A 21888-nucleotide genomic window follows, 5' to 3' on the forward strand; every position below is an offset into this window, starting at 1 on the left:
TAATATAACTTGTATTCTGTCATCTTCATTAACAAAATTGAATCTAGCTAATGCCTACTATTGCTGTAATTATCCCCTGTTACAGAGTTAAAAAACATATACTAAGTGTGATTAAGGGTATTGGACCTGAAGTAAAGACTATTTACTTAGTTGACGATTGTTGTCCAGAAGAATCTGGCAGGTATGTAGAGCAGCAGAAAATAGATGCAAGAATTATTTTTTTGAAAAATGAAAAAAATTTAGGTGTTGGTGGGGCAGTGATGGTGGGGTACTCACAAGCATTGGTTGACAGTATTGACATTATTATCAAAGTAGATGGTGATGGACAAATGGATCCAGCGCTAATTAGCGTGCTGATTAAGCCCATTGTTGACGGGGTAGCAGACTACACTAAGGGTAATCGTTTTTATAATTTAGATCAATTACGAACAATGCCAAAAATTCGTATTTTTGGTAATGCTATTTTATCGCTTATAAATAAGATTACTTCTGGATATTGGAATATTTTTGATCCTACAAATGGGTTTACAGCGATACATAGAAAAGCGTTAAGTCTTTTACCTCTAGACCTAATAAGTAAGCGTTACTTTTTCGAAACCGATATGCTGTTTAGATTAAATACAATTAAGGCCGTAGTTGAAGATGTGCCAATGAATTCATTTTATGGAAATGAAATTTCTGGTATAAAAATATTCAACACAATTTTTGAGTTTAGCTATAAGCATTTAGTAAATTTAAGTAAACGGATTTTTTATAATTATTTTTTAAGGGATATGTCCATTGCATCTTTTGAGTTGCCTATCGGCATAAGTATGCTTATATTTGGAATAATATATGGCCTTAAAAATTGGTTCTTTAACTCCTCTGGAATACCAGCTACAGCAGGGACAGTAATGTTATCTGCAACTATGATTATCGTAGGAACTCAATTTATCTTAGCGTTTTTATCATATGATATTGGGTCAGTCCCAAATAAATCCTTGCAATCAAGGTAAATAAATACCAATTATTCATTATACTTTTCATAAATAAGTTACGAATTAAGTAAGTGTATAAATTTAAAATAGTTTAGGGCAAAGCATGAGAATACTTATATTGGGCGCATCAGGAATGATTGGAAGTGCGCTATTTAAGTATTTATCTAGCATGCCAGATTTAGATGTTTTAGGCTCTGTTAGAGCGCACTCATTAGAAAATTTATCAAGTTTGCAACACCATAGTAGTGCAAAAATTATAACTGACTTAAACATATCTAATATAGCAAGTTTTAAATCAGTACTATCTGCAATTAATCCCGATACTGTAATTAATGCGATTGGCATAATAAAACAACTACCTATTGCTAATGATGTCATAAATTTAATAAAACTTAATGCATTGTTTCCTCATCAACTGCAAAAAATCTGCAAGGAAAATGCTTCGAGGTTAATACATATAAGTACAGATTGCGTTTATTCTGGCTATAAAGGTTATTATTCAGAGGATGATGTTCCAGATCCTATTGACTTATATGGAAAAACTAAGGCTTTAGGAGAAATCTACGAAGATGCTATTACCATAAGAACATCTACGATCGGCTATGAAATAAAAAGCACACACGGTTTATTAGAGTGGTTTTTATCTCAAAAAAAAGAAGTTAAGGGATATTCGCGGGCGATATATTCAGGTATTACTTCATTAGAGCTTGGAAAAATTTTGTATAAATATGTTATTTTCAATAATCAATTGCAAGGTTTATATAATGTTTCATCAGATTCAATTAGTAAATATTCATTGTTATTAAAAATTAAAAAAATTTACAATAGTCAAATCAATATTATTGAGGATTCAGAAATCGAAATTAATCGATCTTTAAATTCCAGGAAATTTAGAGCAGCTGTCGGGTATCATCCACCATCTTGGGATGAAATGTTATTTGAATTAAGAGATTTTAAAAATTCATTATGAATAGTTTAGCTAACAAAAAACTTCTGATTACTGGAGGAACGGGCTCTTTCGGTAACGCAGTATTAAATCATTTCTTATCAACTGATATCGATGAAATACGTATCTTTAGTAGGGATGAGAAAAAACAAGATGATATGCGACAATTTTTTAAAAGTGAAAAACTAAAGTTTATAATTGGTGATACGAGAAATATTTCTAGCATACGTTCGGCGACTAAAGGAATAGATTTAGTTTTTCATGCTGCAGCATTAAAACAAGTGCCGTCCTGTGAGTTTTATCCGATGGAAGCTATTCAAACTAATATTCTTGGAACCGAAAATGTATTGCAAGCTTCCATAGAAGCTGGAGTGCAAAGAGTTATAGTCCTTAGCACGGATAAGGCCGTCTATCCAATCAATGCAATGGGTATGTCAAAAGCACTAGCCGAGAAGTTGATGATTGCTAAATCGCGCGAACTATCAGAAAAAGAAACTATCCTGTGTGCAACTAGATATGGAAATGTTATGGCATCACGTGGATCGGTAATTCCATTATTTGTATCACAAATAAAAGCTTCCGCCCCCTTAACGATTACAGACCCTAAGATGACCCGGTTTTTAATGAGCTTAGAAAATTCAGTTGAATTAGTTCTCCATGCATATGAAAACGCTAGTCAAGGCGATTTATTTATTCAAAAAGCGCCTTCTTCAACGATTGAGGATTTAGCAGTAGCGTTATTAGAGTTATTTAATTCAAAATTAGATATTAATATTATAGGAACAAGGCATGGAGAAAAATTATACGAGACATTAGTATCAAGGGAGGAGATGGCGCATGCCCAAGATATGGGAAATTATTTTAGAGTCCCAGCAGATTCCCGAGATTTAAATTACTCCAAATTTTTCAGCGAGGGGGAAAAAAAGGTGTCTCAATCAGATGATTACACTTCTCATAATTCCAAAAGACTGACAATTCCTGAAATAAAAAAAATATTATTAAAGCTAGAAATAGTTCAAGAGGCCCTAAATGCTTAAAGTAATGACAATTTTAGGAACACGGCCTGAAATTATAAAAATGTCCCAAGTTATCAAGCTTTTTGACAAAAATACAAACCATATATTGGTACATACTGGTCAGAATTATGATTATGAATTAAACCAAATTTTTTTTGATCAAATGGGTATTAGAAAGCCGGATTATTTTCTAGATGCTGCTGGAGTTAATCCCTCACAAACTATTGGTCAAATAATTATTAAAATAGATGACGTTCTTGAAAAAGAAAAGCCTGATGCAATTTTAATTTATGGCGATACCAATTCTGGATTAGCAATTATCTCTGCAAAACGAAGAAAAATACCTATTTTTCATATGGAAGCAGGAAATAGGTGCTTCGATCAAAGAGTTCCTGAGGAGTTAAACAGAAAAGTTATAGATCACTTAAGCGATATTAATCTAGTGTTATCCGAGCATGCAAGGCGCTATCTAATTGCAGAGGGAATTCCTGCTGAGACAATTTTTAAAACTGGATCCCACTTGCCAGAAGTATTAAGCCATTACTCATCCGATATTAATGATTCAAAAATTTTAAATAAATTGAATTTAGAAGAAAAAAAATATTTTTTAGTGAGTATTCATAGAGAAGAGAATGTAGAGAATGAAAATTCCTTCAGATCTTTGATAAATGCCTTAAATAAACTAGCCAATCAATATCAAATCCCTATTATTGTTTCAACGCATCCTAGAACAAGACATAAAATAAATTCATTTGTGGAATTTAAAATTAATGAACGAATTAAATTTTGCGACCCATTCGGATATTTTGATTATATAAAACTACAAATTAATGCATTATGTATATTATCTGATAGCGGAACTATCGCGGAAGAGACTTCAATTCTAGGATTGCGTAGCATAATGATACGTGAAGTACATGAAAGACCCGAAATTATTGATTCTGGATTAATAATTATGTGCGGGCTTAATGCTGACGACATATTAGATTCAATTAATCTGACGATTCAGAATGATAGCAAAGGATTAATTAGTCAAAAAGTTGATGACTATACTCAATCCAATGTTTCACAGAAAATTCTAAAAATTGTTTTAAGTTATACAAATTATATAAATCGCACAGTTTGGAAAAAATAAATATATAAAAGATCGGTTAAATATAAAATGCTTGCTAAGGCAATGTTGATTCTTAATAAGAAAAAAAGTGTCAACCATTTAATTAAATTTCTGCAATATCTTTTTTTAATATTATTATTAGGTCTAATTGTCGGTATATCATATCGTCGCCCGATTATCCCCTGGGATAGCTGGGCATATCATTTACCTTTCACTGCAGCATTATGGAATATTAATAATTTTAGAGATGTTTTCATAATGGATGAAGGAATGCTAAATAGGTTTCATGGCTTTCCCCTAGCGTTAGATTGGATGCGGGGCATATTTTGGAAAATTTCTAATGATGTTAGGGCAACAGTACTTTTAAGTTCATTGTCATTTAGCATCTTTGTCTTAGCTACTTCTATATTCTTTAGATTAAACCCGCTACTATTTTTAATTGGGTTACTTACCTTTCCTCAAATATCAATACATATTTTTTCAACTTATTCAGATTTACCATTTGGAATACTAATTGCTACACAGTTTGTAATTGCAATTGCAATTGAAAGATACTTCTTAAGAGAAAAATTAAGCAAAATTAATTCCTTTGCACTATTGTTTGGATTTATTCTAAGCACAGCATTATCTGGGAATTCCAAGATGTGGGGGCCGATACTCAATGCTTCAATAATAACTTTTTTATTTTTATATGCTTTAATTTATTATAGAATTAATAAAAATAAATTAATTATTTTATTTATTGTTTGTTTTTTTTCGATGATGCTGAGTTGTTTTACGATAATTAAAAATACTATTAATCATAACAATCCTTTTTACCCAATTACTTTTTCAATACCATTATCAGAAAAAAAATTAATTGGACCTGAGCCTCAACATGATGCCTCACCTGCTTATGCGATGAACTTATCTGTTCTAGAAAAACCAATTTATTTTTTATTTTCCATAACAGAGTTTGATTGGAACCTAAGGGGTATCAATAACTATTATTCATTAGATAGCGCCCCAGGTGAAAACCCCAAAAAATATGGTAAAGCCAGAACTGGCGGGTGGTGGGGGGTATATCTCGGGTTTAATTTTATTGCCTTATTTGCAATATGGCTTTATGCAGTTAAATATAATAGGATGCTTTATGCAAAATTAAAATTTTCAGTGGCAATGTATGGATTTTTTTTACTATCCATTAGTTTGTTGCCCCAATCACATGAATTAAGATATTTTCTTTGCATTCCAATTTTATTAATATTCCTTATTAATGATAATTTAAAATATTTAAAATTAACTAATAACTATTTTTTATTAATTTATACAACTTATTTATGCTTTTTTTTATATTCATTTACTTACCTTTCTGGGGAAGATATTCGAGATGATATAAAAAATAAAGGGGTATTTAGTATTTTAAGTAGAAAAAAGAATGATGAAATATATTTCCCACAGTATGTTATTGAAATAGTTGATGCTAAAAAAAATGGGGGGATATGTCTGGGACCAGAATATTCACCTAATCAGCTTAAATACTCAGCAATTTTTGTAGGCGGTTCATATGTTATTGAGCAATCTAACTCTAAATGTCGCTTCTATGATCAATATTTAGGGACTAAGTAATTATTATTTTGAATGTTCAAGCTTAGAAATATTTCTAGCAATTGCCTCTTGGCTCACAATAGATAGGCCCCCATCGACTATAAAGGTTTGTCCGGTAATGAATGATGATTTTTCGCTACATAAAAATTCAACTGCATTTGCAATGTCATTAGCAGTGCCCATTCTTGATAATGGGGTAATTTCTTCAATTAGCTTTCTAACTGGATTGCCTGGTATAAAAAAATCTTGATTTTCAGGTTTAATTAGGGTGCTTGGTATCACGCAATTACATCTTATATAATTTTTTCCTAAAGAATATGCCAGATATTTGGTTAGGCTCTTAATTGCACCTCTTGAAGAGTGGTAAGAAGAGGACTGCTCTGGAAATACATAATCAGAAGAGTTAGAGCCAATTATTACAATTGAAGAATCATTATAAAAATAATTTTTAAAGTGATTTACTACATTCTCTACTGCTTGCACCATTATATTATGCTCAAGACTAGGATTTTTCCCTCTGTATCTATGAGCAAAAATAAGATAATTAATTTTTAAATTAACCGGTAAATTTACTGGAGCATCCAAGTTCACTTGATAATGTAAAGGGTCGTTATTTTGGCTTCGAGAAAATGTATAGACTAGGTCTCCACGCGCAATTAAATTTGATTTAATTGCGCTGCCAATTCCTGAGTGACCTCCAAATAGAGCGGTAACTTTAACCATATCTTATTTCGCGAAACATATTTTTTAAATTAGTTCGCTGAATTAAGCGGCCCAATCCAATTGGGGTATTCAAATAAAGTGCCTTTGAGTTCTTAATATGCTTTATTGCTTCATTAGAATGAGAGAATATTAGTTTAATAGGAGTATCGACCCTATAAATTATTGGGTTTACTTTAAAATTAAGTTTAGATAATTTTATAAAGTCAAAATGAAATTCCCATGAATTTTTAGAATAATCATTAATGCAATTTCCTTTTTTACGAAGAATATACATTTTTAGCTCTGATAAATAATCTATAAGTAAATTTATATCCTTATTTTTTTCTTTAATAAGTATATTTTTAATTGCATTAAATACCATTTCATTTATTAGTTGAAATTCATTAAAAAGCATAGCCTTGTGTGCAAGTAGTTCATTAATTCCATTTTCACCCCTAATGTTTTTTTCTAAGTATTCATTTGTCATTGCTATTTCTGCTGATTTTAGCGTTTCAAATAAATCTATTTGAGTGTGTCGTAAAAACGATAAAAAAATCGCCTTTATTTCATTTGGAAAAAGTAGTTCATTATTTTTAATTTCAAGGAGACAATCAAAAACAGAAATTCCGCAGACATCAAGTAACTCAAAATATTCTTCAAAAATTGCATTATTGTAAAAAGTTTCAATAATCAAATTCATTTTCCTACAATCGCTGTAGTCTTCGAAGGAAAGGGTATCACTAGATATAATAATTTCTTCGAATTCCGCAATAATTTTTTTATTTAGAAGGACCGGATATAGCCCGAGACATCCTGGGATGACTCTGTATCTAGATGTAAGGCCGTGTATATTTCTTGATTCAATTGTTGCCATTTCAGTCCCCATTAACAGCATGGCCTGAAACATTCTCATGCTATTAACTTTATTATCAATTCCAAAACGAAGTGATTGGTAGTGTTTTTCCTTTGTATCTCCTGGGAGACCTAGAATAATTTCAGAATGTGTTTTGCTATTCTCCAGACTATTGCCGTAATTTATTAGTTCCTTATAAGCAAGACTTGAAATATTACTGCGCTTAATCAGCTTAAGTACTTGACTGTCAGTTGACTGTATCGAAGCACCAAGAGTCCACATGCCTCCCAAAATTGTCGCAGTTTCTATAGTTCTATGAGGTTTATTTTTACCTGCTGATGCGGATAGTAACTTTGGCCAACCAAATTCAGATTTTACATGCATGATACTTTGTGCAGTTTTAGAATCATTTGTGTACATTGCAAAATTTAAGTCGGTAATAATTAGCTCATCAATATTTTTTATACGTTTTGCAATGTATTCTAATTCTTGACTCACTCTATCATGGTGAAACCGAGAAACTTTATTTTTTATTCCAATGCCATCGGTACAGAAAGTGCAGGAAAATGGGCAGCCTCTAGTAGTTTCTAGCATTGGTATAAGAGGCATTTTAAAAAAAGGATCTAATATCCCAGATAAATATGGCGATGGAATAAGGTTAATATCGTTAATCCGCTCAACCTCTCCACTAATCAGTTCTTGATTTAAGTCAAGATAAATGACATTTTTTATTCTGGCTTTAGATTTTTTTAGATCATTGGAATTGAAGCCATTAAAAATTAATTGTTCAATTAAATCTACAAATCCTAATTCGCCTTCTTGTTCTATAAAAAAATCAATGCAAGAATATTTAGAAAGATAAGAATTTTTTTCAAAAGAATCTTGGGGAAAATTTGGGCCACCAAAGACAGTTATTGTAGAGGGACTTACTTCTTTAATTTTCTTTGCGTATTCATATGCAATATTATGATTCCAACTATAGCTAGAAAAACAAAGCATTAATGGATATTCTTCTAATAATGCTTGATTAAGATCATTCGGAAATTTGAAGAGAGAATATTTAAATTTATCTTTAAATATATGCTTGGCATAGCTAACTACGTAGCTAATTCCCAATGGAAAAGTAGGGGCAGAAATTCCCTGTGCATCATGGCATAAATCTGAAAAATATATATTTCTATTCAAAGTTTTAGCCTTCTATTTTTATGTTAAATATAGAACAATTTATTCTAATAGCTTTTAGTAAATTTTGAAAAATAATTAATTAAAACGAACGGATTTAAGCCACCACTTGATAATAGCGCTGGGCCGCACTACCTAATTACCCAGGACGTTAATAAGAATTTAATTATACAGTTTTAGCAATGTAATTTACATTATTTTATTAGGCACCTGACGGTATAGAGAACAACGATACTAAATTTAGTTTTTTGTGTAATTCGGACTTGAGCGGCCAAATGTATAAAGATATTTTTTTTACCTGGTGAATAGTCAAAGATAGAATCTAATTTCGTTTTACATGAGTAGTGGGACCATTAGATTTTTTTTCTAGTGCAACAACAAATATTTATGAATATAAAATTAATTTTTGGTGCAAATGGCCTCGTGTAAATGGGTCTATAGATGCTAGCCAAAAACTCTTTAAATCCTAAGGTATTGGCTCTTAATGCTTTGAAAAATGGTTAGTAGTTTTAAACTTAATAGGTAGGACTAATTACTTAAATTACTGGCCTAATTCGATATATGTTCTTATTAAAGACGAGTAATAAATCCACATTTTAGAAATTAGACTCATACTTACGATGTCAGTTAAGCAAATATAGATTTATTTACACCATATGACTATAAATAGTTAGGGACTCAACGTAACGGGATGTATGCTACGCTTGTGCATTAAAGTAATTTGTAATGTACTAGTTCGCGCCCCAAAGGAGAATTAGCTCGATTTGCTATTCATGGCTATGTAGCAGTAACATAGATCCATAAACGAAAAAAATGGTAACCTCCACAAAACTTAAGGTAACTAATATTTTTTGAGTTCTTCATAACTGCTTACACTAAATTTAACCAAAGAAATAACATGTTAAGTAAGAATTATATTTATGGAGAAGGTCCTGTTATGGAAAAAATAAAAAAAATACTAAGACTTGAAAAGGATCAAAGAATTAGTTTTGCGGCAAAGCTTACCCAGCTCTTATTGGGAGCAGCATTAGCAATTATCGTTGCAAATTATTTTGATGCAGTACTACAAGGGTATTTTTTTACTTTTCAAAGCTTTATGCTTTTTCAAATTTTAGGTGATCTTGCCCTGTCAACAATTTTAGTGTCATACATTAGTCACGAACATGAAAAATCTGAATTTAATATAGTAACTCTTGAAAAAAATGAGAATAAACTAGCATTTTATAGATTATATGAAATTAGTAAAAAATCAATAATATTCACCATAAAATGTGGAGTAATTGTTAATTTTTTAATATTTACAGCTGGCTTTATATACTTTAGTAAAAAAAATAATTATGGAGTGGAGTGGGCTGCTCCATGGGCATTCTTATGTTTTTTTTTAGTACTCCAACTAATTATAAATATAATTTTTGCAATTTTGGAAGGATGTAAAGAAATAAATTTTGTATATAAAACGAAAATTTATCAATATATAGTTAGCTTTCTAAGCGCAATATTTTGCATATTTTTAGGAGCAGGGCTATGGTTATTTTCAATTGCTATTATTTGCGAAACAATTGTATTCATTTTTTTCATAATAAAATTTAAAGGATTTTTTCTTGGCTTTATCAAGCAGAAAAATTTTGAACAAATTGACTTTAATTGGTTTAAAGAAATCTTTCCCCATCAGCTAAAGGTTGCATTAAGCTGGATTTCTGGATTTTTAGTTACAGGTACTTTTATCCCTATTATATTTTATTTTCAAGGGCCTATACTCGCAGGGCAGTTTGGAATTAGCTGGATGTTTATATCAGGATTAATGACGCTTTTAGCTTCAATTACGACCATAAAAACTACTTACTATGCTAAATTAATCGCTCAAAAAAATATGTTTAAATTAAAAAATGACTTTGAAGAGCTATTGAATAAAAATATAATATTAGGTTTAATTATATTGATAATTATAATCCCTTTAGTTTATCTAGCTTTCTTTTTTAAAATAGAAATTACAAACAGATTTTTGCCATTTAACTTAATATGTATGTTAATAATTGGAGGATTGCTATCAACAACTTTAGTTCCTGTAGGAATGGTTTTTAGGGCATTTAAAAAAGAACCATTCATGAAATTAACGCTAGTAATGGGAGCATTAAACTTTATAACAACAATTTATTTTTCATATTCAGGTTCGTTATTCTATGTTATATTGTCGTACTTAATTATTACGATAATATCTATATTAATTTCAAAATCTATATTTTCAAAAAATGTCTTTTTTTAAAAAATTAGCCCTATATATAATAAAAAAACTAATAAGTCTAATAAGAGTTATAAAATGGGTATTTTTACTAAATTACGGCATCTTAAATACAGATAAGAAATTATTGATCTTATATGACACTAGTACGCAACCATTTAGTATTGGCGATGCAATAGTAGTATTGGCAGCAGGAATATCATTAAAAATTAGATTTAAATTAAAAAAAATTGATGTGGTAATTTTATATAACCCTGAAAGCCCTGGTTCGCTTGATTTGTCATTTAAATCTCTAAGTTCTTATAATTTAAAAAAATACCTTTCGGTAATTTATTCCGTATTCTATAGCAACAGAGATGTTGGCTCTTTATATATTCTGGATTCATATAAAAAATTTGAACAATTAATAACAGATAGCGATATCTATGTAGTATGGCCCTCTGGATTTAAGTTTCTAAATGGAGAGTATTTATATTATGAATCATTGGAAAAAATAATATATGAAAATTGGCATAATGAGAAGATATTTCCATTGTTACAAATTGAAGATTATTTAGATGACTGGGCTAATGATTTTTTTCAAAAAAATTCTTATGGTCAAGTCCCAATTACTATTAATATCCGTAATAATAATCATCACCAAGAATTTAGAAATACAGTAATTAAGGAGTGGGTTGATTTTATAAAAAAATCTAAAGATCTTAATATTAAGTTTTTTATAATTTGTGCATTATCTGAAGTACCTGATTCATTAAGAGATTTAGAAAATGTAATTATTTCACGGGATATATATACTGGGGTTGAATTTGATTTAGCATTGATAAAAAATTCTGCGGCACATTTAGGAGCTGGATCAGGTCCGATGACGTTTGCATGGTTTAGTGATAAGCCTTACCTAATGACAAATATTAATTATTTTGAAGGGGAGTTGTCTAATATTAATCTTGAGTATTCTCACTTCTCCAATAAAAACTTAGTTCAGAAAATAGATCAAAACTATTCTAAATTTTGTTTTTCAAAAAATAATCAAATTATTTATAATTTCATTGAATCAAGTTTTATTCTATCTTCCTATTTAGAAGAAATATGGCCAGTAATTAGGGGAGAAATTGTTGATAAAAAAACCTCAAGTAATAACTCTCGCAAGGATGGATTAAATTGGTTAAAATGATCAAATGAAAAATTATATCTTTGGTACTGGTAATTTTGGAAAATTAACCGCGCTAGCTTTGAGGGAAAATAAAATAGAGGTGAGTGCTTTTATTGACCTCAATTTGATTAATATAGGAACTCTTTTCGACGGTCTCTCGGTCTTATCTGTAGATCAAGTTGAAGACGGAATCGTTTACATTGCTTCAAATCGAAATAATCATAGATATCTACAAAATCTAATATCGGATAAGAACCCACATAAAAAGATTGAGATTCGTTATCCTGACCATTTTCTTAAATCTTTAACTTTGAGTGATGGCCAACTTTCTTGGAGTGCCGAAAGATGTAATTCTGAGATAGAAAATTTTCTTTTCATGAGAGAAGTTGCTCAAGGTGGCTCAGAAAATTTCCTCAAGAGTATTGATATTGTATTGACAGAGAAATGCTCCTTAAAGTGTATCGATTGCTCAAATTTGATGCAATATTATGAAAAGGCAGTTGATACGGATTTACATACTTTACTTGAATCAATTGATAAGTTATTTTCCGCCTTACAGTTTGTTAAGGAAGTAAGAATTATTGGGGGAGAGCCCTTAATGTTTAAGGAAATAGTGCCTGTAATTCAAAAAATAAAAACTTTTCATAATTTTGGCTCTATTGTTATCTTTACAAATGGAACAATAATGCCCCGTGATGAGCTAATGGCAGAATGCTCAAATAGTAGCGTTAGATTTCAGATTTCTGATTATGGCGATTTATCTAGAAATGTTGAAAAGCTAGAAGCGTTGCTTATAGAAAAAGAAATAAGTAATAGCCGAGATAGAGTTTTAACTTGGCAGGACTGTGCATCCCTAGATAGAAAAGTTCGCACGAAGGAGGAACTTCTTAGCGTATTTAGTAATTGCTGTGTAAATGATGCTTTCACATTGTTACATGGAAAATTATATGGATGTCCCTTTGCTGCTCATGCAGAAAACTTAGATGCAATTCCAGAGCTGAAGTCGGATTCTATTGATATTGGTAAGGAAAATAGCGAAGGGATCTTAAAAAAGATTGCTAATTTAGTTAATAGAAGTAACTATGGCGCATGTAATTATTGCAACGGTAGGGACTATACGGTTGGTACTGTAGAAGCTGCTGTTCAAACTAAATATCCATTAAGGTATTTAAAAGTACATTAACTAGTAATTAATTACGATTTAGATTTTCATAAATCTATTACTCCTATCTACAAACTCAATTACTTTAAGATTGAGCTTCTAGTAATCTTACAATCTATAGGTTACAACCTATCTAATTCGAACATTTCTTCATCAATGCGGACATTGCTTTTTGATCAATCAAAGAATGGCAGATTAGGAAATACACGTTGTGAGGGAACTATGAAACAATTCAATTAGTTTAGTTGAAATTTATCAGCAGCTTTTGAAAGAGATAATACAGCCCTATTCTGTACCTTGAAGGCTAGCAATAAGCCAGAAATCAGTAAGGACAGATTATGCTTAGTTGATTACTGAAAATTTACAAAGTCAATAATCCGATATGCAACCTCAATATAATTATGAGGGATATTCTTAAGGATTGAGTAGCAAAATAAGAGAGTTTCGGCATTAATCAAGTTAAATGGAAATTATGAAATCTTGCACTATTCAGCCAAAAGAAAAGTACTTAAAATAATCCAAAATCAATCCATCTTGCCGCTAAGGCTTACTTTTTTCATAGCTACAAAGTCAAAGCGGACAGGTTGATTTCTGCCCTTTATCAAAACTAATTTAAATGAAAATTTTATCAGTAATCATACCAATATTTAATTCATTCAATGACTTGAAAAATCTAGAAAAATGCTTAAATAAAATAAAAATTAAAGATCAAGTAATTGAATTTATTATCATAGATGATTGTTCAGAGCCACTTTTTTTCCAGGCTTTATTGAATTGTGCTAAAAAATATCATAATTGGTATATTTATAAATCTAAGAAAAATGCTGGACCTGGCAATGCAAGAAATATTGGCATTGAAAAAGCTCAAGGCTGTTATGTAACTTTCTTAGACGCAGATGATGTCATAAAGGTGAATAATGTAGACAAGCTGGTAAATAATTTAATAAATTTAAGGAAAAATAGGGCCGATGTGGTCAGTATTAAAAAAATAAACTACTCTAGAACAAAAGAAAAGCAAATTATTGACTATTTAGAGACAGAAGAAAAAATTGCTAAAAAAGATTGGTTAAAATTTTTCATTGACAATGAAAATGTAAAGTTTGAATGCTGGGGCTGGATTATAAGAAAAGACTTTTTACTAAAACACAGCATAAACTTTAAAAATTTAAAATACGGTGAAGATCAAGAGTTTATGGTGCAAATTTTTGCAAATTTAAATTTGTTGTATTTTTTAAGGGGCATAGAGTATATTCACAATTCTAAATCTGGTGGTTTGTCTACTAGATTTAAACAGGTAAATATTATTTACCAACTAGTTTTGCTTGCCACGATAGTAAATCAAATTGAAAGTTCATCGAATAAATTGTTTAGATTTTTTTTAAGAAAAATCTTAGAGGACATAGCGCAGTCATTTTATTGTTATCTTTTTGCATTTAATTCTAATTTAAATAATAAGTTATTAAAAGATGTTGAAAAAATAACTAAGAAAATTAATTTAATAATCCCAGGATCTAGTAATGGATATAAAAGATTAAAACTATTATTAGAAAATTTATTGCTAATAATGGAAAAAAATATGAGCAGATATATATATATTTATTGCTTATCTGAGGAATCAATGTGCATCTTAAAGAGAATGGAAAAATATAATTTTAAAAGAGTAAAAATTATAGATGATGCAAAAAAAGGTTTATTTCAAAGAAGAAGGATTATAAATTTTGACAAAATTAATTATTCACTAAGAGACTATGATCCACTTGTAATTATTTCTCATAGAAATCAAGACATTCAAATTAATATTAAAAATAAATTAATCTTAAATGGTTTGAATGAAGAAAATATTTATACTCCACATTATCATATGGATTAATTAATGTCTTTTGATAAAAGTTAAATAAAACATTAAAATCACCACATCTAATATGAAATATATATTTAAAGACTTGCCAACTACATGTTTTTCATGGTTTAGTCTCACGTCAACTATCATATAACTTAATTTCTTTCTTGTTAATTTAACAAGAAACTCAAGATTAAAGCCCTTGTTAAAAGAGATAATATTAATTTTTTTAAGTTCATTAGTCGGAAATACCGCAATAGAATTGATATCCTTTACTTTTAAATTAAATATATTTTTATTAAAAATGAAGAATAACTTTGCAAGTAAATATCTTAACTTAGATCTTGTTATACTTTGATTAACCCGAGAAGTTAAGATCATATCTTTTAATCCAATACTTTTAAATACATTGACTAAAGATAGATTTTCAAATGCACCATCTCCTGGTATCAATATAATATTTTCATAGGCTGCATTTTTTATACCCAACTTAAAAATTCTTGCTAATTCTAATGGTACTTTGTTTGCATATACTTTTACGTTTTTAAATTCCACCCCTAAATTTTTGGCGATTTCTAGAGTTTTATCTGTGCTGCCATCATCATAAATAAGAATTTCATATTTAGAAAGAAATTGGTCAGCTATAGATATAAGTTCGCGGACTACTTTGTTTAAATTTTTTTCCTCATTTAATGCTGGCACAATGATGGTAAGATTTTTATTTTTCATACAATAAATTTTATATTTTAAGAAATCTATAAAACCATAATTATTCTGAGAAATAGTTATGGTTTAACTCAAGCAATTTTAGGTGTGCGACCATACTTTAAATAGCCACAGTTTTTTAGCAATTTTGAAACGGTAAAAGCGGTACTTGGCTATATTTAATACTTTTTTAGTGGTAGAACAAAAATGCCTCTTGAGCTTATATTATAAGATTTCCTTCGTGCGAGACACTTAAGAATATATTCCTTTGCATCGATTGTCTAGTGATATGGTTCTTGGTGCTAAGATATTTTATCGAGCCTAGCAACGATTGAGGACGAGTCTCTTTCATGGGGTAGACCTAGAGGGCGCTAAGCCTTCTGGTGGGATTGGAATAGATTTTCTCTATTTTTGGATTTTTTTTAAAAGGCTACGAAGTAAGGGGCTAAACCCAAAAGCGTATTTTTTAGCCTCTTGGACAGAATGGCAGGACGGATATTTCGTGATTAATGCTGGGTTCTGTGAAGACCATGTTGATTTAAATTCAAAGCTGCAAAAGAATGATTTTTGTTTATTTCTTCGATGGTCTCTTGGGGGGGTACTAGTATTTTAAGTGCCCTAGTAAGTATTTAGCTGTCAATTATTTCAGTGAGTTTGTCAATAAATGAGCTCAAAACTACAATGTCAGCATAGATGGATTTTGGGAAACATGCTGCAAATATTCCTTGCATAGTCCAGTGTTTCATTTTTTCCATTTTCCGATATATTTATAACTGTCAAATATCGTTACAATAACTACTAAAGAATGTATTAATATTCTTTAGTAGTTTAATTTGAGTTACATTCGGCCCTAATTACAATTTTTCCATCACAAAAGATTATTTATGTCAAAAAAAATATTTATCACAGGCGGTGCAGGATATGTAGGCGCTGCATTAGTCCCAAAGTTATTAGATTTAGGTTATCAGGTAACTGTACTAGACCTTTTTCTTTTTGGGGAAAACTTACTTCAATCTCATAATAAATTAAGAACAATAAAAGGGGATATTCGCGATCAAGACCTGCTTGAAAAAATCGTACCAGGGCATGAAATAGTTATTCATTTAGCCTGCATTTCGAATGACCCTAGTTTTGAATTAAACCCAGAGCTTGGAAGGGCAATAAATTTAGATGCATTTGAGCCATTAGTCAAAATTAGCAAAGCTAAAGGCGTGAATAGATTTATTTATGCTTCCTCATCCTCGGTATATGGGATAAAAGAAGAGATGGATGTACATGAGGGAATGTCTTTGGAACCACTTACAGATTATTCTAAATTTAAAGCCGATTGTGAGGAAATACTTAAAAAATATAAGGACGATAGTTTTACTGTTGTCACAATTAGGCCTGCAACTGTTTGTGGCTACTCAACAAGGCAGCGAATGGATGTTGTGGTTAATATTCTAACTAATTTAGCTTATCACAAGAGAGAGATATCGGTATTTGGTGGGGGACAATTAAGGCCAAATATACATATTAGTGATATGGTGAATGCGTATGTTGCTCTTATAGAAGCCGATAAAAATAAGATTAACGGTGAAATATTTAATGCGGGGTATGAGAACCAGACGGTTCTTGAATTAGCAGAAATTGTAAAGTCAGTAATTGGTGAAGATGTGAAGATTAAATTTATCCCATCAAATGATAATCGCTCTTATCACATATCTTCTAAAAAAATTAATGATATGTTGGGGTTCCGAGCAACCCATAAAATATCAGATGCAGTTGAAGACTTAAAAAGCGCATTTGATGATGGCAGGCTTATAGACCCGCTGAATAACGAAATGTATTTCAATATTAAAAGAATGCAAAATATTAATCTGAAATAATGGCTATTATTGGAATTGATCTTGATAATACAGTAATCTGCTACGAACAAATTTTTGATGGCTATCTTCAGGACTTAGCCATTACGAGGCTAGAAGATTATTCCTTAAAAGATTCATTAAAGACTGCATTAATTGCCGCTGATAAGAGTGAATATCGGTGGCAAAAGATTCAAGGTGAAGTTTATGGAGAGAGAATGCACAGTGCAGTGCTTTTTCCGGGCTTTATGAGATTTTTATTAACTGCGATCACCAAGGGTGATAAATTAATTTTTATAAGTCATAAAACAAAATTTGGCCATCATGACCAAAAAAAAATTAATCTTCGAGAAGTTGCTAATGAATGGTTAGAGAAAAATATATTTGTAGAGCTAAGCGATTCCTCATGTTTTTTGAATGAGAGAGTCATTTACGCAGATACTAGAGAGGAAAAAATAGATGCAATTAAAAGAATGAATTGTGATATTTTTATTGATGATTTACCTGAAGTTCTTTTTGATGAAAAATTTCCAGTTGAAGTAAAAAAATTATTATTTTCATCAAATGCAGTCTCGAATATTGACCAATCAATTTTTTCAACATGGAATGAAATCCGCGAATTCTTATATTCCCCTCTAAATGATGTCGATATTAAAAATATCTTGCATTATAAATTTGCAGATTTGAAAATCGATAAAGTTGAGATTGTAAGGGTCGGAGTTAATAGTAGTGTTGCTAAGATACAAAGTACGGATGCATGTTGCTATGCGCTTAAAATGTACCCTGATTTTCAAGGTGACTTTAGAAGCAGGCTGAAGGTAGAGTGGTATGCATTAGAAAAGTTATACGAAAATAAATTTTTGGTACCAAAACCAATTGCGTCAAATTTAAGTATGAATTGGGGAATATATGAATGGCTTGATGGCCATTTAAGGCCAGTACATAACGAAGAATTTTTAATTAAAGCCATTAATTTTATTATCGAGATTCAAAATAATAAAAAGATAGTAGATTCATTTGACAAAAAATATTTAGCTTCCGAGGCATGCTTAAGTTCAAAGGATTTAATCAATCAAATATTTTATAGACTTTCAGTATTTAAAAAAATTCCGTTAAGTGAAAATTTAACCACATTTTTTAAGGATGAGTTCGAAATTTTATTTACTCAGTTGTTCCAAGAAAAAAGCAAATTTATTGAGAAGTTTATTGAGCCTTTACCATTTAAATATCAAATTCTAAGCCCCTCTGATTTTGGATCGCACAACATGATAATGAGTAACTCTGGCAATACTTATGTCTATGATTTTGAATATTTTGGATGGGATGATCCTGTTAAATTAGCCGCAGATTTTTATTGGCATCCTGGTATGGAATTGAGTGATATTCTTAGGGCTAAATGGTTGTTGATCGTTAAGGAAAGCTTTAAAAAGGACCCTGAATTTGCAGCTAGGTTGGACGCAATGCTTCCGTTTTATGGTCTTAAGTGGTGCTTGATTATTCTTAATATATTTAAAGCCCCCCCAGTTAATTGGGCTTTAAATAGCTATAAAAAGGAAATTGATTTGGATCCCATTAGGACTGAACAGTTCAATAAAGCAAAAATTCTTTTAACCAAAATTCGAGAAATCTATGGATGACAGATCAAGGTATTTACGAAGTTTAATTGTTAGAGCTTTGGAGGGCGGTGGCCGTGGTCACATTGGATCCTCAATGTCTTTAGTTGAGGTTCTAAGGGTTTTATTTGATTCCCATTTAAAAATTAATCCCTCCAATCCAAGTTGGCCTGATAGAGATAGATTTATATTGAGTAAGGGGCATGGATGCCTTGCGCTCTATGCATTGTTGGCGGATAAGGGTTATTTTGAGTTATCTGAATTAGATACATTTTGCGCATTTGATTCAATATTAGGCGGGCACCCGGATCTTCATAAAGTTCCTGGTGTCGAGGCCTCTACAGGCGCCCTTGGTCATGGTCTTTCTATTGGCGTTGGAATGGCAATAGCTGCGAGATTAGCTAAGATGAATAACAGAGTGTATGTGATTTTAGGGGATGGAGAAATAAATGAAGGTTCAGTTTGGGAGGCTGCCTTATCAGCGTCAAAACATCAACTTACAAATTTAACGATCTTAGTAGATTACAACAAACTTCAATCATATGGTCCAACTTCAGAAGTATTGAATCTTGAGCCACTCGTAGATAAATGGAGAGCATTTGGTTTTTCTGTAAGAGAAGTAGATGGTCATAATATTAAGAATTTGAATGAAATTTTTTCCCAATTGCCTTTCGAAGATTCGAAACCAAACGCAATCATTTGCCACACCATCAAAGGAAAGGGTATTTCATTTGCAGAAGGAGTTGCAGAATGGCACCATAAATCAGGCCTCAATAAGACTGATATTGAATCTTTATACAAGGAGCTAAGTTAGATTATGAGAAAAACTGCTCTAAATACTATTTATGAAATTGCAAAGCAAGATTCTAAAGTCTTATTTATTGGGTCGGATCTTGGACCTGATGTATTGGCAGAAATGAAGGCTACCATTCCGAATCAGTTTTTTATGGAGGGTGTAAGTGAGCAGCATATCGTGGGTATGGCAGCTGGCTTGGCCCTGGAGGGCTATAAGCCTTTTGTCAATACAATTGCAACCTTTTTAACAAGGAGGTGTTTTGAACAAGTGGCCATTGATGTTTGTCAGCAAAATTTACCCGTAAGATTGATCGCTAATGGTGGTGGTGCTGTGTATGCTCCTTTAGGCCCAACTCATTTGGCTGTGGATGATATGGCACTTATGCGAGTGCTTCCAAATATGATGGTTGTTGCTCCATGCGATGCCTTAGAAATGAGAGAAGTTATTCTTGCATCTATGAATAATCGGCATCCAATGTATATTAGGCTGGCAAAGGGTGGTGATCCTGTAATATCAGATTACAGTAGCAAGCCCTTTAAATTAGGAAAATTAGTGGTAATGAAGGAGGTCGGTGACGGTGTCTTTGTTACAACTGGGGTTGCTACGCAAATAGCCTTAGAGGCGTCTAGATTAATAAAGAACGAGATGGGTATCAATATCGGGGTAATTCATTGCCATACCGTTAAGCCTTTAGATGTCGATCTAGCTCTTGAATTTATTCCAAAAGCTAAAGCAGTTGTTATTGCAGAGGAGCATTCCCGTATTGGTGGTCTTGGCAGCGCTGTTTTAGAGTTATGCAATGACTTGAACCCAACCCAGTCTAATAAAATTTTTAGGTTAGGTATACCAGATCAGTTTAGTGATAAATACGGCAGCCAAAATGATTTACTGAACTATTGGGGTATAACAGCGCTAAAATTAAAAGATCAAATGTTAAAGCAACTAAGGAATTAGATATGCACAGCAGAGAGGTTGACCAAGATAATCTGGCGCAGGAATATACTTCTAATGGCTATGCTATTGCCAAAGTAATTGACAATAATAGGCTATCTCTTATCCAAAGTACTCTGCTAGGAATTGTTAAGGAATTATTAGGCAGTAAAATCCCAAAAAACTATGAAGAAAATATTCTTGATAATGTACATTTATTTATAAATATTCACGATTTAAATGATTTTAGGTTAAAAGTAATTAAAAAAATAAATTCTGACCCACAATTCCGTGTTAATTACTACTTAATCGCAAAACCTTTTTTGGATGTGATTGTTTCTAATGAAATATCTATGCAGCTAAATGTAAATTTAAGCATTCAATTTCCTGGAGATAGTAGTTCTTTATTGCCCATACATGCTGATACTTGGTCGGGCGATTCACCATTTGAGGTGGTGGTATGGTTGCCTCTTGTTAACTGCCATGGAACTAAGTCAATGTATATAGTTCCAAAAGATAAATACTTGGCGACTCTAAAAATAATTGAAAATATGCCTGTTAATGATAGTGAGCATCTATATCAGTTGTATGAAGCTGATGCCAAATTCCTAAATATTAATTTAGGGGAATTATTGGTATTTAACCAAGCACTTCCTCACGGCAACAGAATTAACAAAGAAAATGAGACTAGGTGGTCAATGAATTGCCGATTTAAGGGCGTATTTACTCCATATGGAGATAAAAAAAATGGTGAGTTCTTCGAGCCGATATCATTAAAACCCGCCTCCATGGATGGATTAAGCTATAAATTACCGAAAATAAAATGAAAAAGCTTAGGGGATATATCTCAAGCAGAGAATGGAACGGGTCGAGGGCACCGCAACATATACAAAATATTGTACTTCGGGATTATTGTAAGAATAAAAATTATGAATACTTGCTTAGCGCTACTGAATATGCGATGGAAAATTGCTTTCTTATTCTTAATGAGCTGATAAATAATTTATCAGATATCGATGGGATTGTTGCATATAGTTTATTTCAAATGCCTGCTGATAATTATTATAGGTCTAGTGTTTTCCAAAGCTTTTTAAGTAAGGGAAAAGAAATACATTTTGCATGCGAACGGTTATCCATTACTAAGCAAGATGAAGTTGCAAGAATAGAAAAAATTATTCTCGTCGAAAAAGTATTGCCAAGATGCCTTGATGGGTTAAATTATCATGGGTAAA

The 21888-nt window shown here is 31.3% G+C and carries 18 protein-coding genes; 15 read left to right on the forward strand and 3 right to left on the reverse strand.

Features of this window, described 5'->3' with window-relative positions:
• The first annotated feature begins 50 nt into the window (after positions 1 to 50).
• The 5 genes from LZG75_RS03395 to LZG75_RS03415 all read left to right on the forward strand — a co-directional run bounded on the left by LZG75_RS03395 (position 51) and on the right by LZG75_RS03415 (position 5661).
• Positions 51 to 995, forward strand: coding sequence for a glycosyltransferase family 2 protein (locus LZG75_RS03395; RefSeq protein ID WP_233935176.1), 945 nt, complete (start codon positions 51 to 53; stop codon positions 993 to 995).
• 85 nt (positions 996 to 1080) lie between these two features.
• A complete protein-coding gene (locus LZG75_RS03400; protein WP_233935180.1) occupies positions 1081 to 1947 on the forward strand; it encodes an SDR family oxidoreductase in 867 nt (288 codons plus the stop codon).
• On the forward strand, positions 1944 to 2960 hold the full coding sequence (locus tag LZG75_RS03405) for a polysaccharide biosynthesis protein (protein ID WP_233935184.1): 1017 nt from the start codon (positions 1944 to 1946) through the stop codon (positions 2958 to 2960). Before LZG75_RS03400 ends, LZG75_RS03405 begins: the two co-directional genes overlap by 4 nt.
• The gene (wecB, locus tag LZG75_RS03410) at positions 2953 to 4074 is read left to right on the forward strand and encodes a non-hydrolyzing UDP-N-acetylglucosamine 2-epimerase (protein ID WP_233935187.1); all 1122 of its coding nucleotides are present in this window, start codon (positions 2953 to 2955) and stop codon (positions 4072 to 4074) included. Before LZG75_RS03405 ends, wecB begins: the two co-directional genes overlap by 8 nt.
• A gap of 27 nt (positions 4075 to 4101) precedes the next feature.
• On the forward strand, positions 4102 to 5661 hold the full coding sequence (locus LZG75_RS03415; protein ID WP_233935190.1) for a hypothetical protein: 1560 nt from the start codon (positions 4102 to 4104) through the stop codon (positions 5659 to 5661).
• Positions 5662 to 5664: 3 nt separating this feature from the next.
• On the opposite strand, the gene LZG75_RS03420 is transcribed toward LZG75_RS03415, so the two are convergent.
• Positions 5665 to 6363: an SDR family oxidoreductase gene (locus LZG75_RS03420; protein ID WP_233935193.1), complete on the reverse strand. Its 699-nt coding sequence runs from the start codon at positions 6361 to 6363 to the stop codon at positions 5665 to 5667.
• Positions 6356 to 8380, reverse strand: coding sequence for a radical SAM protein (locus LZG75_RS03425; protein WP_233935197.1), 2025 nt, complete (start codon positions 8378 to 8380; stop codon positions 6356 to 6358). Before LZG75_RS03425 ends, LZG75_RS03420 begins: the two co-directional genes overlap by 8 nt.
• Before the next feature lie 895 nt (positions 8381 to 9275).
• Between LZG75_RS03425 and LZG75_RS03430 the strand changes: the two genes are divergently transcribed.
• The 4 genes from LZG75_RS03430 to LZG75_RS03445 all read left to right on the forward strand — a co-directional run bounded on the left by LZG75_RS03430 (position 9276) and on the right by LZG75_RS03445 (position 14798).
• On the forward strand, positions 9276 to 10640 hold the full coding sequence (locus tag LZG75_RS03430) for a hypothetical protein (protein WP_233935199.1): 1365 nt from the start codon (positions 9276 to 9278) through the stop codon (positions 10638 to 10640).
• A complete protein-coding gene (locus LZG75_RS03435; RefSeq protein WP_233935201.1) occupies positions 10627 to 11787 on the forward strand; it encodes a hypothetical protein in 1161 nt (386 codons plus the stop codon). The genes LZG75_RS03430 and LZG75_RS03435 overlap by 14 nt, the downstream gene beginning before the upstream one ends.
• Before the next feature lie 4 nt (positions 11788 to 11791).
• A complete protein-coding gene (locus LZG75_RS03440) occupies positions 11792 to 12949 on the forward strand; it encodes a 4Fe-4S cluster-binding domain-containing protein (protein ID WP_233935205.1) in 1158 nt (385 codons plus the stop codon).
• A gap of 595 nt (positions 12950 to 13544) precedes the next feature.
• A complete protein-coding gene (locus tag LZG75_RS03445) occupies positions 13545 to 14798 on the forward strand; it encodes a glycosyltransferase family 2 protein (RefSeq protein WP_233935208.1) in 1254 nt (417 codons plus the stop codon).
• Here the strand turns inward: LZG75_RS03445 and LZG75_RS03450 are convergent, their stop codons facing one another.
• Positions 14799 to 15497, reverse strand: a complete 699-nt coding sequence (locus LZG75_RS03450; RefSeq protein WP_233935211.1) for a glycosyltransferase — start codon at positions 15495 to 15497, stop codon at positions 14799 to 14801. It lies immediately after the preceding gene.
• An 860-nt stretch (positions 15498 to 16357) separates the two neighbouring features.
• Between LZG75_RS03450 and LZG75_RS03455 the strand changes: the two genes are divergently transcribed.
• From LZG75_RS03455 to LZG75_RS03480, 6 genes are read left to right on the forward strand one after another with little or no spacing between them, the layout of a single operon-like run.
• A complete protein-coding gene (locus LZG75_RS03455; protein ID WP_233935213.1) occupies positions 16358 to 17341 on the forward strand; it encodes an NAD(P)-dependent oxidoreductase in 984 nt (327 codons plus the stop codon).
• Positions 17341 to 18954, forward strand: coding sequence for a hypothetical protein (locus tag LZG75_RS03460; RefSeq protein WP_233935215.1), 1614 nt, complete (start codon positions 17341 to 17343; stop codon positions 18952 to 18954). The genes LZG75_RS03455 and LZG75_RS03460 overlap by 1 nt, the downstream gene beginning before the upstream one ends.
• Positions 18947 to 19744, forward strand: a complete 798-nt coding sequence (locus LZG75_RS03465; RefSeq protein ID WP_233935223.1) for a transketolase — start codon at positions 18947 to 18949, stop codon at positions 19742 to 19744. Before LZG75_RS03460 ends, LZG75_RS03465 begins: the two co-directional genes overlap by 8 nt.
• A gap of 3 nt (positions 19745 to 19747) precedes the next feature.
• On the forward strand, positions 19748 to 20680 hold the full coding sequence (locus LZG75_RS03470; protein WP_233935226.1) for a transketolase family protein: 933 nt from the start codon (positions 19748 to 19750) through the stop codon (positions 20678 to 20680).
• 2 nt (positions 20681 to 20682) lie between these two features.
• A complete protein-coding gene (locus LZG75_RS03475) occupies positions 20683 to 21483 on the forward strand; it encodes a sporadic carbohydrate cluster 2OG-Fe(II) oxygenase (protein ID WP_233935228.1) in 801 nt (266 codons plus the stop codon).
• Positions 21480 to 21887, forward strand: a complete 408-nt coding sequence (locus LZG75_RS03480) for an LIC12192 family sporadic carbohydrate cluster protein (RefSeq protein WP_233935231.1) — start codon at positions 21480 to 21482, stop codon at positions 21885 to 21887. The genes LZG75_RS03475 and LZG75_RS03480 overlap by 4 nt, the downstream gene beginning before the upstream one ends.
• Position 21888 lies beyond the last annotated feature (1 nt).

This window comes from Polynucleobacter sp. IMCC30063 (assembly GCF_021395235.1).
GTDB lineage: Bacteria > Pseudomonadota > Gammaproteobacteria > Burkholderiales > Burkholderiaceae > Polynucleobacter.

What these genes read in the sequence shown, in the direction of transcription:
- LZG75_RS03405 (WP_233935184.1), top strand. Translation starts at nt 1,944, where the DNA reads ATGAATAGTTTAGCTAACAAAAAACTTCTGATTACTGGAGGAACGGGC.
- LZG75_RS03455 (WP_233935213.1), top strand. Translation starts at nt 16,358, where the DNA reads ATGTCAAAAAAAATATTTATCACAGGCGGTGCAGGATATGTAGGCGCT.
- LZG75_RS03475 (WP_233935228.1), top strand. Translation starts at nt 20,683, where the DNA reads ATGCACAGCAGAGAGGTTGACCAAGATAATCTGGCGCAGGAATATACT.
- wecB (WP_233935187.1), top strand. Translation starts at nt 2,953, where the DNA reads ATGCTTAAAGTAATGACAATTTTAGGAACACGGCCTGAAATTATAAAA.
- LZG75_RS03445 (WP_233935208.1), top strand. Translation starts at nt 13,545, where the DNA reads ATGAAAATTTTATCAGTAATCATACCAATATTTAATTCATTCAATGAC.
- LZG75_RS03400 (WP_233935180.1), top strand. Translation starts at nt 1,081, where the DNA reads ATGAGAATACTTATATTGGGCGCATCAGGAATGATTGGAAGTGCGCTA.
- LZG75_RS03440 (WP_233935205.1), top strand. Translation starts at nt 11,792, where the DNA reads ATGAAAAATTATATCTTTGGTACTGGTAATTTTGGAAAATTAACCGCG.
- LZG75_RS03430 (WP_233935199.1), top strand. Translation starts at nt 9,276, where the DNA reads ATGTTAAGTAAGAATTATATTTATGGAGAAGGTCCTGTTATGGAAAAA.
- LZG75_RS03395 (WP_233935176.1), top strand. Translation starts at nt 51, where the DNA reads ATGCCTACTATTGCTGTAATTATCCCCTGTTACAGAGTTAAAAAACAT.
- LZG75_RS03435 (WP_233935201.1), top strand. Translation starts at nt 10,627, where the DNA reads ATGTCTTTTTTTAAAAAATTAGCCCTATATATAATAAAAAAACTAATA.
- LZG75_RS03415 (WP_233935190.1), top strand. Translation starts at nt 4,102, where the DNA reads ATGCTTGCTAAGGCAATGTTGATTCTTAATAAGAAAAAAAGTGTCAAC.
- LZG75_RS03450 (WP_233935211.1), bottom strand. Translation starts at nt 15,497, where the DNA reads ATGAAAAATAAAAATCTTACCATCATTGTGCCAGCATTAAATGAGGAA.
- LZG75_RS03480 (WP_233935231.1), top strand. Translation starts at nt 21,480, where the DNA reads ATGAAAAAGCTTAGGGGATATATCTCAAGCAGAGAATGGAACGGGTCG.
- LZG75_RS03460 (WP_233935215.1), top strand. Translation starts at nt 17,341, where the DNA reads ATGGCTATTATTGGAATTGATCTTGATAATACAGTAATCTGCTACGAA.
- LZG75_RS03470 (WP_233935226.1), top strand. Translation starts at nt 19,748, where the DNA reads ATGAGAAAAACTGCTCTAAATACTATTTATGAAATTGCAAAGCAAGAT.
- LZG75_RS03465 (WP_233935223.1), top strand. Translation starts at nt 18,947, where the DNA reads ATGGATGACAGATCAAGGTATTTACGAAGTTTAATTGTTAGAGCTTTG.
- LZG75_RS03420 (WP_233935193.1), bottom strand. Translation starts at nt 6,363, where the DNA reads ATGGTTAAAGTTACCGCTCTATTTGGAGGTCACTCAGGAATTGGCAGC.